8 protein-coding genes are annotated in these 16,772 nt (G+C 42.2%); 1 reads left to right on the top strand and 7 read right to left on the bottom strand.

Going from position 1 to position 16,772, the window contains the following annotated elements; translation table 11 throughout:
* The first annotated feature begins 6 nt into the window (after window positions 1-6).
* The gene (locus HH214_RS16220) at window positions 7-2,322 is read left to right on the top strand and encodes a DUF5703 domain-containing protein (protein ID WP_169609362.1); all 2,316 of its coding nucleotides are present in this window, start codon (window positions 7-9) and stop codon (window positions 2,320-2,322) included.
* Between the two features lie 52 nt (window positions 2,323-2,374).
* Here the strand turns inward: HH214_RS16220 and HH214_RS16215 are convergent, their stop codons facing one another.
* The 7 genes from HH214_RS16215 to HH214_RS16185 form a co-directional block, all read right to left on the bottom strand.
* Complete coding sequence (locus HH214_RS16215; protein ID WP_169609361.1) at window positions 2,375-4,408, bottom strand: aceric acid hydrolase; 2,034 nt, start codon at window positions 4,406-4,408, stop codon at window positions 2,375-2,377.
* 31 nt (window positions 4,409-4,439) lie between these two features.
* A complete protein-coding gene (locus HH214_RS16210) occupies window positions 4,440-7,796 on the bottom strand; it encodes a glycosyl hydrolase (RefSeq protein ID WP_169609360.1) in 3,357 nt (1,118 codons plus the stop codon).
* Window positions 7,797-7,801: 5 nt separating this feature from the next.
* Entirely contained in the window at window positions 7,802-11,095 is a 3,294-nt protein-coding gene (locus tag HH214_RS16205) for a glycoside hydrolase family 2 TIM barrel-domain containing protein (protein ID WP_169609359.1), read from the bottom strand.
* A gap of 15 nt (window positions 11,096-11,110) precedes the next feature.
* Window positions 11,111-13,231 (bottom strand): alpha-L-rhamnosidase-related protein, encoded by a 2,121-nt coding sequence (locus tag HH214_RS16200; protein ID WP_169609358.1) that lies wholly within the window; start codon window positions 13,229-13,231, stop codon window positions 11,111-11,113.
* 146 nt (window positions 13,232-13,377) lie between these two features.
* Window positions 13,378-14,967, bottom strand: a complete 1,590-nt coding sequence (locus tag HH214_RS16195) for a sodium:solute symporter family transporter (RefSeq protein ID WP_169609357.1) — start codon at window positions 14,965-14,967, stop codon at window positions 13,378-13,380.
* Window positions 14,968-14,983: 16 nt separating this feature from the next.
* Window positions 14,984-16,069, bottom strand: a complete 1,086-nt coding sequence (locus tag HH214_RS16190) for a Gfo/Idh/MocA family protein (RefSeq protein WP_169609356.1) — start codon at window positions 16,067-16,069, stop codon at window positions 14,984-14,986.
* 26 nt (window positions 16,070-16,095) lie between these two features.
* Entirely contained in the window at window positions 16,096-16,755 is a 660-nt protein-coding gene (locus HH214_RS16185) for an L-rhamnose mutarotase (RefSeq protein WP_248282125.1), read from the bottom strand.
* Window positions 16,756-16,772 lie beyond the last annotated feature (17 nt).

Here is a 16,772-nt window from a genome sequence, read left to right as displayed (position 1 = left end):
TATATCATGAAAACTGCATCTCTCCTATTTATCCTGCTTGCAAACCTGTTTGTGGGTAAAGCGTTAGCACAATCACCTGAGCTGAAGCAAGACAATATTATATGGAACAGCCAGAGCAAAAACGCTGGCGAGTCTATGCCTTGTGGCGGTGGCGATATCGGGTTAAATGTATGGGTAGAAAAAGGCGAGTTGCTGTTTTACTTATCCAAAAGCGGAACTTTCGATGAGAATAATACCTTTTTAAAGTTAGGTAGAATAAAAGTAAAGCTATCCCCTAACCCGTTTGAAGGTTCAGATTTTAAACAGGAGTTATCTTTACAAACCGGATCGGTAAATATTAGCGGTACACATGCAGGCGTTACCACTCAAGTTAAGTTGTGGGTGGATGTATTCAGACCAGTTGTCCATGTAGAAATAAATAGCAATAAGCCAGTAAAAGCCGAAACTAGCTATGAAAGCTGGCGTTATGCGGATCGGCCACTTAAAGGCAAGGAGAACAACCAGGATTCATGGAAATGGGCTAATAACCCAGCTATTAAAACCTATAAAGATCAAGTTAACTTTACAGGCAATGCCATTCAGTTTTATCATCACAATGCAGCAACTACTATTTTTGACACCACGGTTGTTCATGAGGGTTTAGGTTCGGTCAAAGCTCAATTATTTAATCCAATAAAAAATTTAACTTTTGGTGGCTCCCTGCAAGCAGAAGGTATGCAACCAGCGGGTACTTACTCTGGCCAATACTTAAGTACCGCTTATCAAGGCTGGAAATTGCAAAGTGTTAAAGCTACCCGTAAACAAGAAGTTAATATTTACTTACATACCGAACAAACACCAGAGGTTAACCAATGGATTACCGGGCTACACCAAGTCATTGCTGAAGCCGAACAACATCAAAAGCAAGCCGAAACCAATACGCAAATCTGGTGGAAAGAGTACTGGAACCGAAGCTTTGTATTTATTGATGATAATAATCACAACAGCGAGGCTTGGCAAACCGGACGTAATTATCAGTTGTTCCGGTATATGTTGGGTTGTAATGCTTATGGAAAGTACCCTACTAAGTTTAACGGTGGCCTGTTCACTTATGATCCGCAGTTGACGGATTCTACCGTTAAACTTACACCTGATTTTCGCAATTGGGGTGGCGGCCTTATGACAGCCCAAAATCAGCGTTTAGTCTATTGGCCCATGCTAAAAAATGGCGATTGGGAGATGATGAAACCCCAATTTGAGTTTTATCTGCGTAGCTTGCATAACGCCGAATTACGTTCGCAAGTGTACTGGAATCATAAAGGTGCTTGCTTTACCGAGCAGGTAGAAAATTTTGGGTTACCCAACATCGCCGAATATGGCTTAAAGCGTCCTGCCGATTTTGATAAAGGCGTAGAATATAATGCCTGGCTGGAATATGAATGGGACACCGTATTAGAGTTCTGTTTGATGATGTTAGACACAGAGCGGTACACTGGTAAAGACATTTCCATATACGTTCCTTTTATTGAAAGCTGCCTGACATTTTTTAACGAACACTACCAGTATTTAGCCCATTTACGTAGCAACAAAACGCTGGATGGGAATGGTCACCTTGTTTTGTACCCCGGTGCCGGTGGCGAAACTTACAAAATGGCTTATAATTCCAGTTCTACCATTGCTGCCTTACAAACCGTACTTACCCGTTTACTAGAGCTTTCTAATCAATACTTGAGTGCCGAGCATCGGAAGGAATGGGAAACTATGTTAAAGCGTATTCCCCCTATTCCATTCCGTAGTTTTGATGGGCATCAAACCATTGCACCTGCACAGGTTTGGGAACGGGTAAATAATGTGGAGACAATGCAGCTTTATCCTGTTTTTCCGTGGGGAGTTTACGGCTTGGGTAAGCCTAATTTAGACATAGCTTTAAACACTTGGAAATACGATACTTTGGCTATTAAATTTCGTAGTGGCTCGGGCTGGAAACAAGATAATATTTTTGCGGCCCGATTAGGATTTACTGATGAGGCTGCCCAACTAACTTCATTTAAATTAAAAGATTCAGGCCGGCGGTTTCCGGCATTTTGGGGACCAGGTTTCGATTGGACACCAGACCATAACTGGGGCGGCTCGGGCATGATTGGACTACAAGAAATGTTGCTGCAAACTGATGGCAAAAAGATTTATCTGCTGCCTTCCTGGCCAAAAGCATGGAATGTGCATTTCAAACTACATGCGCCTTACAACACTACCATCGAAGCAACTGTTAGAAACGGTAAGCTGGAAAACTTGCAAGTATGGCCTGAAGAACGCAAAAAGGATTTGATAAATATGCTGAAGTAATATCAGCATATTTATCAAATCCTTTAATATTCAAAATTAAAACGTTCTTGCTTTAATGATCCATAGGTATCCATGTTTCCATATCCACATGCCCACGGTTCCCCCACGCATAATATGGAACCAAACGGACTCCTACTTCACCTTCATGCGTTGATACTTCACGATAAAGTTGATTTTGCCAATTGTTCTCTTTTTTAACGTTAGCCTTTCCGGTTAAGCTCATGACAGGGCTATTATCAATCGTTATCATCTCTGGCTTTAAGTTATTCTTCACCGGTAAAGTAATATTAAACACTTTCTGATCTTTAGGCAAATCAACCGACTCCAGACAGTAAACTACCGGGCCACGCTTTACGGCTACCTGGTTCCGGGTTTCTTCTACCAGCGGGTTAGCTTCCATTAGTTTGACAGGCATAGGCAAGTCGAGTTCTACCTTGTCTCCAGCTTTCCAGTTACGGTTTACTTCGGCATAAGTACCTGAAGCGAGGGAAGTATTTACCACTTGCCCGTTTACTTTCAAACTTGCTCCAGAACACCAACCCGGAATACGGAAAAACATAGAAAAAGCTTTATCAGGTGCCTGGCTAACCTTGATTTGTATATTGCCATTCCAAGGGTATTCAGTTTCTTCGCTTAACTTCAGTGTTGAGCCATCTTTTAACTGCGTGTTTAAAGTATTACCACCATACAAGTTAAACCACAAGCCTTTATCGGATGTGCTGTAAGTATAATCACTTACCTCCGAAATAGTACGTACCACATTAGGCGGACAACAGTTGGATAGTGCAATATACCCTATCCTATCTTTTGACCATCGCTGACTGAATGGTAAATTATCTGAAAAGCTTAATGGGTTAGTATATAAAAAGTTTTTACCATTCAGGCTGATGCCCGATAGTACACTGTTATATAAGGCCAGTTCCATTACGTCAGCATACTGCGCTTTACCGGTAGCTTGCAACATACGCCAATTCCAAAGCACGTTGCCAATGTTAGCGCAGGTTTCATTGTGAGCAGTAAAGTTGGGCAGTTGATAATCACGCCCATAAGCCTGGTGTACCTGCTGCACGTTTTTCATCTCGTACTCAGTACCATCGGGTGATACCCCATCGTACAAGGCACCGCAACCGCCTGTTATATACATTTTACGGTTTACTACATCGTTCCACATGAGGTTAAGCGTATGCATCAGTGTAGTATCACCGCTCTCCATGTACACATCAGCAGCCCCAGCAAACAAGTAATTTGCTCTTACAGCATGCCCCATTGCCTGCGTTTGTTGCCGAAAAGGAATACGGTCCTGATTATCATCAGTACCTTCCGTCATCAAACCACGTATGTCGATCAACTTTTCAGATAGCTCTAAATACTTAGGGTTATGGGTAGTCCGATACATCTCTACCACACCCATGTAATGGGAAGGACAGATGGCATTACGCGCCAACTCCGGCGAAGCCGTTTTGTAGAACTTGTATAAGTAATCCGTTGCTTTGATAGCTATGTTTAATAACGTAGTTTTACCCGTAGTCCGGTAATGCACACAAGCCGCCGTCATGAGGTGACCTAAGTTATAGGTTTCAAAGTTCAGACGATCGGCAAAAGATTTTGCTTTATCAGGATGGTTACGCTGTTCAATCAGTGTTGGCGTAAATATATACCCATCAGGCCGCTGTGCTTTTGCAATCAGTGTAATGGTACGATCCATCAAAGCATTCAGCTTAGGATTGTGTGTAGTACTGTACATACGGGCCATTGCTTCCAGCAATTTATAAAAATCGCCGTCTTGAAACGGAGGGCCTTCATGATCCCCATCCTCTAAACCTGCCGCAATTTCAAAATTCTGGTAGGCATGCCCTATTTTAGGATCCGTATAAATCTTCCACAAATTAGGAATCATGGTATCCTTACATACCTGAAACCGGTCAGCCCAAAAGCCTTTGGTCCAGTTTACATCACCCATATTCAAACTACTCAGCTTAGCATACGGACTTGCAGCTGTATTTACTAAAGCCTTATTTTGAGCAGTTGCCTGATGAAAACTCCCGAGCAATAATCCAACACCCAACATCCAACCTATTCTTGCCATAATTTATAAATATACTGTTTTAAATAGATTATTAATAATTTACCTCTTCAAGCACTACCGGGCCTAGTAAACCTGCTGGCAGCAATGGTTTACCTTCTAAACGATAAGGTGCGTTAGTCCAGGTAATTTGCTGTTCAGCCGGTAAAGCATGATCGCCCATTAGCCGGTTAGCCCAGGTATTAGTCACTTCAATTTTAATCTGGTTAAGCCCTGTATGTAAAGCTTTACCTACATTGACCCGGTAAGGTGCCGTCCAGGCTACACCGCAGGGTACACCATTTACATATACTTCCGCCAAATTATTAACCGTACCCAAATTCAGCCACACATCATTCTGCTTTTTACCATTCCAGATAAAGCTTTGCTGGTAAGTTGCTGTGCCTGAATAATACTTAATGCCAGGTTCTGATCGGTGTGACCAGTCCTGCAAATTTGTAAAGGTTACCGGTGTTTTCGGGCCGCCCAACTGTGCATCAAAAGTTACTTGCCAATTTGGAGTTAATGTTTGCAGAGGCTTACTTACCATTTGATTATTACTAGCAGACTGGCTTTTATTCAGCGTAGCAGCTTTTCTAAAAACAACAAACAGGGAGCCATTCGGCGCCAAAGTTAACGGCAGCATAGTTCGTCCGTTTTGTATTTGCCAACTGGTTGCTGGCCTCGTTGTACCCGCTACAGGATCAAATAGTTCAGGCACACGACCTGCAACCCGCAGCGAGAGGTTGATTGTACGCTGTTCGTTCAATGAATTAGCTATAAAATAGATGTCGAACCCAGGCGATATACGATGCGTCCAGGCAATATCTTCAGCATTCAGATCCGATGAATTTTTAAAAACAACATCCCGGTCAACACCTGCACTTTTCAAATCTGCTTGTAAATAAGGGGCAGCAATAACGCGTCCTGATCCGGTTTGTTTAATGGGTATTTCAGGATTAACAATCAACGTAGCCCCTTGAGCTACTAACTCCTGTAAACGTTGCAAAGTTGCTGCCGACAAATGATTCCCGTTAGGGTCCATACGCCGGGAACCAGGTACAACCAGCACTTTATAGCTGGCTCCTCCAGGCAACTCGATACGGCCATGATTTACTTTTGATAAACTTACCAAAGCATCCAGGTTAAACGAATCATAAGCATATCCATGCAGTGGGTTAACCCATTGGTCAGGATCGGTCATGTTAGCGCCACTGGTTACGCCAATGGGCATAGTGCGTAAAGGTGTACCTTTGTTGGCTAACCGTAGCTTTTCACTTTCTACTCTGGCTGAACCAAATAAACCGGGTAGTACGGGTACTAATCTATCGGGCAGTATAGCTCTTCTAGGTGTTTCTTCGCCGGTAAATACGGCAATGTCTGTTACTGGACGGCCTAATTGCAAAAGCGATTGGCAGCGTTGTACATACTCTACCCAGGCATGGCCGGGTTTCCACCAGGTTTGGTCTCGTTGAAAAAACAGACCTATGCCATCCAAGGTCATACCGGGTTTTCGGGTCAGCCAAGGGTTATGAACATTTACGTGGAAAACATATCGGTTGATACCTGCTGCAAAGTTACGGTCGGCTAAGGCTTTAATCATCGCCGGGTGCTCATCCCACATGGTTCGCAACTCAGTAAAAGCTTCTGCCTGAATAATGTTTTTTCCATATATATGCCCACCTGAAATGGCATCGAGCAAATCGTTAGGCTTGTCGTGTGTTGGGCTACGCAACCAAAATTCCCCCATCGGAATATCTATCTGGCTGTAATGCAGCATACCATCACTAGTCATGGTTGGGGCTACACTTTCACCGCTAAAAGTGCAACCCTTTTCATGAGCCAGTTTACTCATTGTACCATAAAATTTATCAACTACCAACTCAGCAATGGTTTGCCGAACATCAGCCAGCACCTGTTCTGATTTTTGTGCGCTTTGTACTGGTATGCCAGCCATTACTGGTAAGTAAGGCATTAAATCATATCCTCTGCGTTGTTTAAATTCTTGCGCAAACTCTGCCGACCAATTTTGGCTACCGCACTCCCAACTATCCACATGGAATATCTTCAATACTCGTTTAGCTAATTCTGGCCCAGCTTGACGTATAGCTTCGCCAAACCAACGATCAAACTGTAGCTTGATGGCTTCCGTATTAAACTTATCACATTCTAAACCGCTGCCTTTCCCTCCGGTAGCATTAGTATGCCCTGTTGAGGTATGCCCTATACGCAGTATAGTCCAGTTACCGGCTGGCGCATTCCAGTGCAAGCGCCCTTGTGCATCAAGTTTGTCTGTAATATTGATAATCTTATTCTTAGGAATGCACAAATCATCAGGTACTTGCTGTGGCGTTGTACGTGTACTAATACGCCATACTTCACCGTTTTTACCTTCAAACTGATGAATGCGAGGCTCGGCTGAAAGTTCTATTCCTGATAGCTTTAAAGAAGGCTTCCACTTAGCAAAATCTAAATCTTCTGCGCCAGGTTCAGAACCTTCCTTGTTATAAACAAACCGAAAATACCGGGCTGTTGTGGGTAGTATTTCATGCGTAATATCAAAATCACCATCTTGCCAGCCATGCCGGGGCGGTTCAAGCCGTTGTACGGTACGGAAACTTCTACCATCATCACTTACCTGCAATAACAACCGTTCAGACTGGTAATTACTCGCGTTGGTATGTATAATCAACGAACGGCAAGTAAAAGGCTGATCAAAAGCTAATTGTATCCAGCAGGAATCGGCAGATGAAAAGTTTTTCTTATTACCGGGTTCCACTAAATACTGTACATCCTGCTCAGGTAAGCTGGTGGTTACTTTAGGAGTATTGTTTTGGGTTGAGATACCTGAACCTTGTGGTGATGGATAAGCAAATACAGCAATGTCACGATAGTAACCTTTATAGCTTTCAAGTTTAGCTAAAGTATCATTAAAAACCTGTCCTCCTTTTACCAAAGTTTTTGTCCATACCACTTTTTGCATAGATAACTCTGGCGTTATCCAGGGGCCACCAGCCAAAGCAAAACCATCACAATCATGCATAGCCAGCTTTAAGCCTAAACGGTCGGCTTCTTTAAAAGTATAACGAACCATGTGCCACCATTGTGGAGTTAATTGCTCTACAGGTGGCGTAAGGAATGGCGGATTAGCTACTCCTTTTATAGGCATTAAATACGCCCCACCAATACCAGCCTGCTTCATCGCTTCCAAATCGGCCGTGATGCCGGCTTCGGTTACGCTGGCTTGCATCCAGTACCAAAATACCCAAGGCTTAGCCTCTTCGGGCGGGTGGCTAAACACTGTTTCTAAATCATCTTTTTTAACAGTGCTTTTACGTACCTGTGCAAAGCTATCCGTAACAGTATGATTAATGCAGCAATAAGTTACTAGTATTAAAAGTTTCTTCTTCATATACCTTACTCGCTGCTTTTAATGGTTTTTGCTAGTTTACCGATAGCACCCGGCTGAACTTTACATGGCAATAAATAAAAACTGTAATGATACGGCTGTGGTGGTATCTGATACTCACTCAACGGCGCTGCCACTTCCGACCAGCTATCATTACCACCTAAACCCATTTGTACCAAATCCACGTTCAATGTTAGGTAGCCCGCATCAACCAGCTTGTTGGTGTGTTTAGCAGTTTGTATATTTTTTTCGGTATATGGCCAAGCACTCATGCTCAGCAAACTATCTGCAACAACCAATAAACCATCAGCATTTTTATCTGCCAGATACATCCAACGTACATCAGTACGGTTTCCGTTTTCTTGAGGCACTACATAAGGTTCCATAAACTGGTTAATAGGCAGGCTGTATATTCCGGCTTCAAAGCCAGTACGCCGGTCAATGTAGTTTTCCATTGGGCCACGACCATACCAGGTAATCTGATCATAACTACGTTTGATACCGGCCTGCATGCCTACTTTCGGCAGATCAGGTAATCCAGATTTGGGCAATAAACTATAATCTACTTTCACTACTCCATCGCCATTTACAGAATAGTTCACTTTAACAGTAACACTATCATGAATCAGAGTATAAGTACTGGTAATTACCACCATACCTCTTTGAGATTGAACAGCGTTGATATTCTGCAATTTTAAATCAGCATTATACCAAGGTTTAAGTTTTTTATTAGCTTTCCAGCCTCGCCGGTCATTATCGGTAAGTGGGCGGGTAAAATGAGGCAAGAACGGCGCTTTGATTTGCTCCTGATTGTTTTGAACGTAAGAAGTTAAAGCTCCATTAGTTTTGTTAATGGTTACTTTAAAGTTTTTTCCTGTCACAACATAGCCAACTTCATTATTCTGCAAAGTAGCAGCCGTAAAATTCTTAGCTGCATTTTTTGTTATTAGCAATCCGGTTAGCGCAAACTGATCGGCGGCAATTTCATATCCCTTTGGCGCCCATGGTTCATCTTGAGATAGCGAAAAGTGTATATCAGCTAAGTACTCGCTACCTGTTTTTTGTGCCGGCAGATAACCAGATATGTTTATTGTTGTATCATGACCGGCAGCTAGGTTTATACGTGGCAATTCTTTTTTCAATATAACTTTGCCATCCTCACGTACTTGCAACATTACGGTATATTGGTTTAAGTTCTCTACCGCATGCCAGTTCTTGATGTGGATTAATCCTTTACGAGCATCTACCAGGTTACAAACGGCTGGCTGAAATACGTGTTTGCATTCGTAAATCGCTGCTTTCGGACGGCCATCAGCAGCAACAATGCCTTTTATGGTAAAATCATCATAGTATTTTTCACCATAGTCACCCCCATAAGCATAAAACGGCGTACCTGATGAGTCTTTTTTCAATAAACCTTGATCTTTATATTCCCAGATAGCCCCGCCAATAATACGTGGCGTAGAACGCCATTGATCCCAAAACTCCTTCAGGTTACCATTCGAATTGCCCATAGCATGGGAATACTCTACAAAAAATATAGGCCGATGATCACCATTAGGCTGATTGGCCAACAATGGTGCTGTATATAAACCGGGATACATGCGGCTCACAATATCTACATAAGGCTGATCGATCGGATTTTGCAAACGATGCGAGTGATCGTTAGTTTTAGGATAACGTGGGTCTGTTGGATCAATATATCCCTCAGCTTGTGGTGTACCCTGAGCAGGCTCATAGTGTACAGGGCGGGTAATATCAAAATCATGTATCCACTCGGCCATAGCTGCATGGTTCGGGCCACGACCAGCTTCATTACCTAAACTCCAGATGATAACACTTGGATGGTTCTTGTCGCGCATCACCATACGAGTAGCGCGGGCTAAGTAGGCGCCTGTCCACATCGGGTCGTTACTTAATTTCGAGCCTAAACCGTGCGTTTCCAGGTTAGCTTCATCAATGACTAAAATGCCGTATTCATCACACAGGTCGTACAGGTAAGGATCCATTGGATAATGGCTGGTGCGAATACAGTTAAAGTTGAAACGCTTAATGGTACGTACATCATTCAAGATATCTTCACGCGACAAAGCTTTACCTTTCACCGGGTCATGATCGGGCCGGTTTACACCGTATAAATAGGTGACTTTACCATTAATAAGCAGCTTACTATCTGTTTTGGAAAACTCAATACTACGAAAACCCACGTGGCAGCTTTTTACCTCCAACACATGGCCGGTACTATCTTCTAGCGATAAGGTTAAAGTGTACAAGTTGGGAGCCTCATCGCTCCACTTGTCCGGATTTTTCACTTTAGCTTCTAATAAGCCAAATTTCACGTTGTCTAGCCTCGGGTAGATTTCATTAATAATGCTTTCTACACTGCGTTGTAAAGGTTTTTCGAATACAGCTTTATTATGTTTATCAAACAACTGCGCTTTAAGCTGATAGCCTGCTATAGGTTTGCCTGTCAGGTTTTCAATACGCGGGCGAATACTTAATACCGCATCTTGATATTGCTTGTCTAATTTAGTTTGATAAAAGAAATCCGCTATTCGCAATTTAGGTTCGGCCAGTAACATCACTTCCCGGTGTATACCGCTTAAACGCCACTGGTCCTGGTCTTCTAAAAAGTAGCCATCGCTCCAACGAATAACTTGTACCGAGAGTACATTTTCACCAGCTTGCAGGTAAGGCGTTATATTAAATTCTGATGGCAGAAAACTATCTTCTCCATAGCCCAAAAACTTACCATTGAGCCATACTTTAAAGCCAGAACTCACCCCGCCAAAATGCAGCGTGATGTTCATATCTTTCCAGCTTTCAGGCAAAGTAAACGTACGCTGAAAGCTACCTACTCCGTTATAATCTTGCGGTACATGCGGCGGATTAACAGGCCGGAACGGATAAACAGCACTTTTGTAAATAGGCTTACCGTAACCTTGCATTTCCATGCTGGATGGTACTGGTATTTTCTTCCAGCCGCTTACCTTATTTTTATAAAAATCAGTTGGTGCATCAGCCGGCTTTTCGGCGAACGCAAAATCCCATTCGCCATTTAGTGATAACATACGTCCTGATTTCTCACGATCGTTAACAGCAGCATCTTGTATGTTACGGTAAGAATAAGCTGTTGCTCGTGCCGCATCTCGATTAACTCCAAATATGGAAGGATCTTCCCAAGGATCGTTCTGGTAAATAGCTGGTGCATTGGGTACAGCAGCAGGTGTTTTATCTACCAACTGTGCAAACAAGCTGGTAGGTAAAAGTAAGGCTGCTATAAAGTAGGTTATTTGTTTCATCAATATCGTGTTCAATTAAGCAGCGGTGTAATTAACGGTATAGCTTTTACCTTTTTGTATGGTTAACTCGTAAAAACCATTAGCTGCTGATTTAATAGTTGCTTCGTTACAAACCGGTTGCGTTTTGCTTTTAAAGCGCAGGGTACCTGTACCACTATCGGCACTAACCTGAATTTGCCGGCCGCTGCAATGAACTTTGATATTACCGTTAGGTGTAGGCACTATACCTTCCATCCACTGCAAGCCACCTAATTGCGGTTCAATTGTATATTGCTGATAACCTGGCGCTGTAGGTTTTACGCCCAGGTAATACTTGCCTAATAAATAAATAGGGCTGGCTCCCCAAGCATGACATAAACTTTTACCAAATGGCCGGCCATACATGGCGTAAATATCAGTTCCTTTTACTGCCGGATTGTACTCTTCCCAGAAAGTGGTAGCGCCTAAATTCAACATACCGCCCCAATAATCTTTCATGCGCTGCAGTACATACGATTGCTCGTTCATGGCGCATAGGGCTTCCAGTTCGTAAAACTGCATGTAAGGCGTAGTAATTTTTTGTATGTTATCATTCAACAATACATATTTCTTTACCCCCTGCTTTTGTGCATCGGTTAGGTAATTGAAAAATATGGCGAACATATTGGCATAGCGCGTCACGTTAGCAGTAGGTTTGCCATTGATTCTACTGTGTACAAAGGCATGTTTTTGAGGGTTCCAGTAGTAAGAAAATAACTTTGCTTTTAAACTTTTGGCTAAGGTATTGTACATAGCCGCATTCTTGCCATCATGCATCAAATTGGCACATAAAGCCATGCTTTCCAAACTACGGCAGAACAATAGTTGCTCAAAGCTTACTTCACCCTTTTTACTCAAGCCATCTGCCCAGTCAATAAATACCCAGTCGCCGGGTAAACCCTCCATCAAACCATCTTTATCACGACGGCCTAAACAGTAATTCATCATCGTTTGCATACGTGGGTAAGTTTGCCTGATGAAAGCTTTGTCGCCTGTGTGTTGGTAATAATCATAAATACTAATGAACCAGTAAAAAGTATAATCCATGATAGTATTGGTATGACTGGTTACCGGATCTTTTCCCCGCAAAGCCGTAATAGTACGCTTAACGGTAGGCGAATCGAAATACAAATAGTAGTTCATCAGGTAGCTTTGCGCCGCATCACCCGACCATACCCAACGGTCGCGTTTAATACCATCAATAAAAAACTCGCGCGTATTCAGGTGCAAGGTATAGGCTGCAATATCCCATATCTTGTTAATCTGATCGTCAGAACACCGGAAACTGCCCCTTTGCTCAACCGGCGAATATTCATACAGCATAGACACATCATCTACACTTACATTATCATCATACTGTATATTCACATACCGGAAGGCCCGCGAGCCTTCCAGTGTTATATCTGCATTTTGCTGATTGCTCACTTCAATCCTGTCCAGCAGTTCACAGGTTTCTGTAGCTCTGGCCTCTTCTGGCGATTCGCCATAATACAGCGTAATATGGCCTTTACCTTTTACATCATGTAACTTCACATAGCCGAAGGTTTCTTTACCAAAATCAACCATAATTGAATGTGCTTTCTTCTCTTTGCTAACAGCCTTCATAGGCTCGGTGGGCAGATGGAAGGCTGAAGGCAGTACTGTAGATTCATTAAAGTTCCAGCTACCTGCAGGTACATATACCGTTGCTGATAAATCGGATGTTTTACCAGAGGCATCAATCCATTCCTTATCTTCAAAAGTGGCCTGCCAAGAGCTATCGGATACTACATGAGCACTTTTCACAAAAAGAGCAGGCACGTTACCTTGATTATAAATTTTGATATTGATACGGTGCTTGCCAGAAGGTAAGGTTACACTCTTCGGATAGCCGGATACAGCTTTACCATCTATCCGGACATTGTATTGCCCTTCAATAGCAATCAATGCTTCTTCCGGTGCTGCCAGTTCAAAATCTTTATGAAAATCTACCAGTACATAATGGCTGTCCAACTTCCATAAAGGTGGTAAAAACGAACCCCGGTCTGTGCGGCGGTTTTGCATTTTGTTACTCAGCCATATTTCATAATCACCAGGATACCATATCCAGGTGGCTTTGGTTTGCGCATGAGCAGACATAGAGAAAGAAGACAATAAAGTGCTTAATGTAATTACGATGCTAAAAAAACAGGAAAACCTGATAAGTGTATCAGGTAGTATTTTCTTTAATCGACTAGTACTTACATTAAGTTTTCTTTTGGGGATTATAGTAGTTTTCTTCATTATCAATGTCCATTAAAAATCAGGTATAAACCTATCATTACTATTGTTAACACTACCCATGCTACCTTCACCCGTAAGGTAGTTTTAGGCAAGCTAATTACTTGGTTATCTTGCGGCCGGTAAACTTCAGGCGAACTATCTAACAAGGAAATCATTACTGCGGCAATCAGCAGAAAAATAAAGATCAGGAAAGACAATATCAGGTAATGTGGCCAGAAACTATACCGATCAGATGGTAAAACCCACAAATACACGATGCCTGTACCTAAGCTCAATGCCGAACCTACCGATAAGACTAAGTTTACAGCCTTGCGAGTAGTACGTTTCCAAAACACAGTTAGTAAAAATACTACGGATAAAGGAGGAGCAATAAACCCTAGAACCGATTGAAAAACATCAAACAGGTTCAACCCTTTTATACTATCAATAGCCAACGCCATAATAACTGCTAAAAGGCAGCCTACGATAACCGTAATTCGTCCTACTCGTATAACATCCTGGTTAGTAGCATTGGGGTTTATCTTTTTAGCATAAACATCCATCGTAAACACGGTGCTCAGAGAGTTTAAAGAAGACCCTATAGTGCCTACCAGTACAGCTACTAATACGACAATTACTAACCCGTTCATACCGGAAGGGAAAAGGTTAGTAACCATAGTCATGTAAGCCTCAGCCGGATCTTTCAGATGAGGAAATAGAATATAGCACAAGATGCCAGTAAGAATAAATAAAGGCAATGAAAGTATTTTAAGCCAGCCGATAAAATTGATACCCAACTGCCCTTGTTCCAGATTTTTAGCACCTAAAACGGATTGCACCATCGATTGATCTGTACAAAAGAAAGCTACAGCGGCTACCGGATAGCCCAACAGGATGGCATACCACGGATATTTTTTATCGCTAGCCGGATGGATCAGGTTCCAATACTCATGCGGTACTTTGTGATAGACTGCTGATAATCCGCCTACTTTATTGATACCTAAAATCGTTAATGTTAAAGAAACAGCTATCAGCAATATCATTTGAAAAACATTCACCTTAGCTATAGTATTCAGGCCGCCAGAGTAGGCCAATATTCCACCGAATGAGACCAAAGCTATGACGGATTCCCACATCGGAATGCCCAATATTTGCCGTACCAAAAAGCCGCCAGCAAACAATCCTAGTGAAAGCCAAGATATCAAGATTTTTATGAGTGCATACCAAGCCAGTACATTGTGGGTAGAATCACCATAACGGTTGCCCATAAATTCTGGCATGGTAGTTACCTGAGCAACCAGGTAACGTGGCGCAAATACCATAGCCAGCAGCATCAGGAATACAAAGGCATACCAATCAAAATTAACAGCTACTACTCCTGTACTATACCCAATACTGGCAAAAGCCAACAGCATGGACGGCCCCACGTTGGTTCCCCACATGTTAAAGCCTATACTAGCCCACCCTAATGATTTGTGAGCCAGAAACAAGGTTTGATCGGCTTGGTTACGGTTAGATAAACTTGCCTTATACCCGATTATAGCTAATATAATTATATAAGCTGCAACGGTAGCATAATCTAAGAGGGTTAAACGCTCAATGATATTGTGCATAGATGTAGGTTGTAAATTAAGATTTAAGTTCGGTTGCCGACAGATTGTAAGCGGATAAGATATCAGCCACCTTAACCGGCAAACCGGTTTGCAATGTTTTATCCATAGCCATCAACAGGGCAACAGTGCCTACGCCTTCCTTTACATCAGGATAAGCGGTTTGATTACTTTCCAAACAATCTGCAAAGTACTCCAGATAATTCTGGTACTCGCCGGCGTGATGGCTTTGTCCTTCAAACCGGAAGTAATGTTTCATCACTTTATCTCCCCAGTAAACAATTTTTTCTTCACCTGTTTTGTCGGTAATAGCGTAACGCAATTCGTGGTAATCAGCTTGTGATGCGCCTTCAGTACCTCTGAGAATAACAGTCATGCCACTATCCCGCTGTGCCGGCTGTATGGGCCCGGTATAAGCGCCACTTACGCGAGCTATACGGCCATCAGCAGCTTTAAAAATAAAGTGCATGGTATCTTCGTTTTTTAAACCGGCATTTTTACCGTTACTGCTAATCATACCATAACCCATTACCTCTTCAACATCGGGCAGGTACCAACGTATAAAATCAACCGGGTGACTTAAGCCACCATATAACCATTTAAATGCAGACTCTAATGCCCAAGGTTTTTCCAGAAACCAGCGATGATCGGCATGGTAGTGCGCTTCAATTGTAATCAGTTCGCCAATTTGTCCAGCTTCAAAATCGGCATGTTGCCTTTTAGCAGGTTCAAAAAAGCGAGAGCTTTGGCCTACAAATATTTTTTTGCCCGTTTTTTCAGATAGGTTTATCAGTTCTTGAGCTTTGCTTAAATCATCAATAAACGGTTTGGTACAAATTACATGCTTGCCAGCTTCCAGTGCTTGCTTAACATGCTTGGCATGTAAATGATCGGGCGTATAGATAGCAATTACATCTATTTTAGTATCATCAAGTAAATCCTGATAATTAGTTGTGAAATGATGAAAATCAAACTCTTTGGCACGATGCTCACAAAGCTCTGTATTAAGATCGCAAGCTAGTTTTAACTCATACTTTGAGCTTTGCAACGCAGCCGACATGGTGCTACGCCCTTCACTCAAACCTAATATTCCTAATTTCAACATATGCTTTTCAAATAATTGTAGTAAACTTAACTTAATGGTTTAAAAAACACCCAAACTTCGCCTGGCTGTGTACCAGATATTCCTTCCTGATACTTTTTCATGATAGTATTCCATTTTACCATTTGCGGATTATGTTCGGTAGTTTTTAGGTTCAAATTATCCAAACTGGCACCTTTAGGAATGCTGATAACCAACATCAACTGCCGGCCATTCTTGAACACCTGAAGCTGCTGAAAACCGGCGTTACAAAAACCCTGTGCTACCATAGGCCATTTTTTGAATTGCGTAGCGTGATAGTTCAAATATTCTTGTTGCAACTTTGTATTCTTCACTAGGTTAGCAGTCAAAATGATATTATCCCATTGTTTAGCAACCGTTATACTGCTACAATGCTTCCGTTCAAAATTGTAAAATGGATGTTGGTAAGTTTTAACTGTAACACGCGGATATTGTGCTGCTAGCTGACGGCGTAATGCATTTACATTGCTTAGGCTACTGTAAATTACCCAATGATTCTTCCACTGGTAAATAGCACTGTTCAAGATATGGTATTTTTTGCATACTACTTCCAGCTTACCAGCATTTAAGGCTGATTGCTTTTCTTTCACCACTTCAATAATTGCGGGTGATGAGGTATTAGCATAACCAGGTATTACTCGCCCAAGCAGCAAGAACCATACAAGCATTGATGTTCTGACTGGTA

Source organism: Mucilaginibacter robiniae, from assembly GCF_012849215.1.
GTDB classification, from domain to species: Bacteria; Bacteroidota; Bacteroidia; order Sphingobacteriales; family Sphingobacteriaceae; genus Mucilaginibacter; species Mucilaginibacter robiniae.
Note: the sequence above shows the minus strand (reverse complement) of the source record. Positions and strands in the feature narration are given on the sequence as shown.

What these genes read in the sequence shown, in the direction of transcription:
- HH214_RS16220 (WP_169609362.1), top strand. Translation starts at nt 7, where the DNA reads ATGAAAACTGCATCTCTCCTATTTATCCTGCTTGCAAACCTGTTTGTG.
- HH214_RS16215 (WP_169609361.1), bottom strand. Translation starts at nt 4,408, where the DNA reads ATGGCAAGAATAGGTTGGATGTTGGGTGTTGGATTATTGCTCGGGAGT.
- HH214_RS16210 (WP_169609360.1), bottom strand. Translation starts at nt 7,796, where the DNA reads ATGAAGAAGAAACTTTTAATACTAGTAACTTATTGCTGCATTAATCAT.
- HH214_RS16205 (WP_169609359.1), bottom strand. Translation starts at nt 11,095, where the DNA reads ATGAAACAAATAACCTACTTTATAGCAGCCTTACTTTTACCTACCAGC.
- HH214_RS16200 (WP_169609358.1), bottom strand. Translation starts at nt 13,231, where the DNA reads ATGTCTGCTCATGCGCAAACCAAAGCCACCTGGATATGGTATCCTGGT.
- HH214_RS16195 (WP_169609357.1), bottom strand. Translation starts at nt 14,967, where the DNA reads ATGCACAATATCATTGAGCGTTTAACCCTCTTAGATTATGCTACCGTT.
- HH214_RS16190 (WP_169609356.1), bottom strand. Translation starts at nt 16,069, where the DNA reads ATGTTGAAATTAGGAATATTAGGTTTGAGTGAAGGGCGTAGCACCATG.
- HH214_RS16185 (WP_248282125.1), bottom strand. Translation starts at nt 16,755, where the DNA reads ATGCTTGTATGGTTCTTGCTGCTTGGGCGAGTAATACCTGGTTATGCT.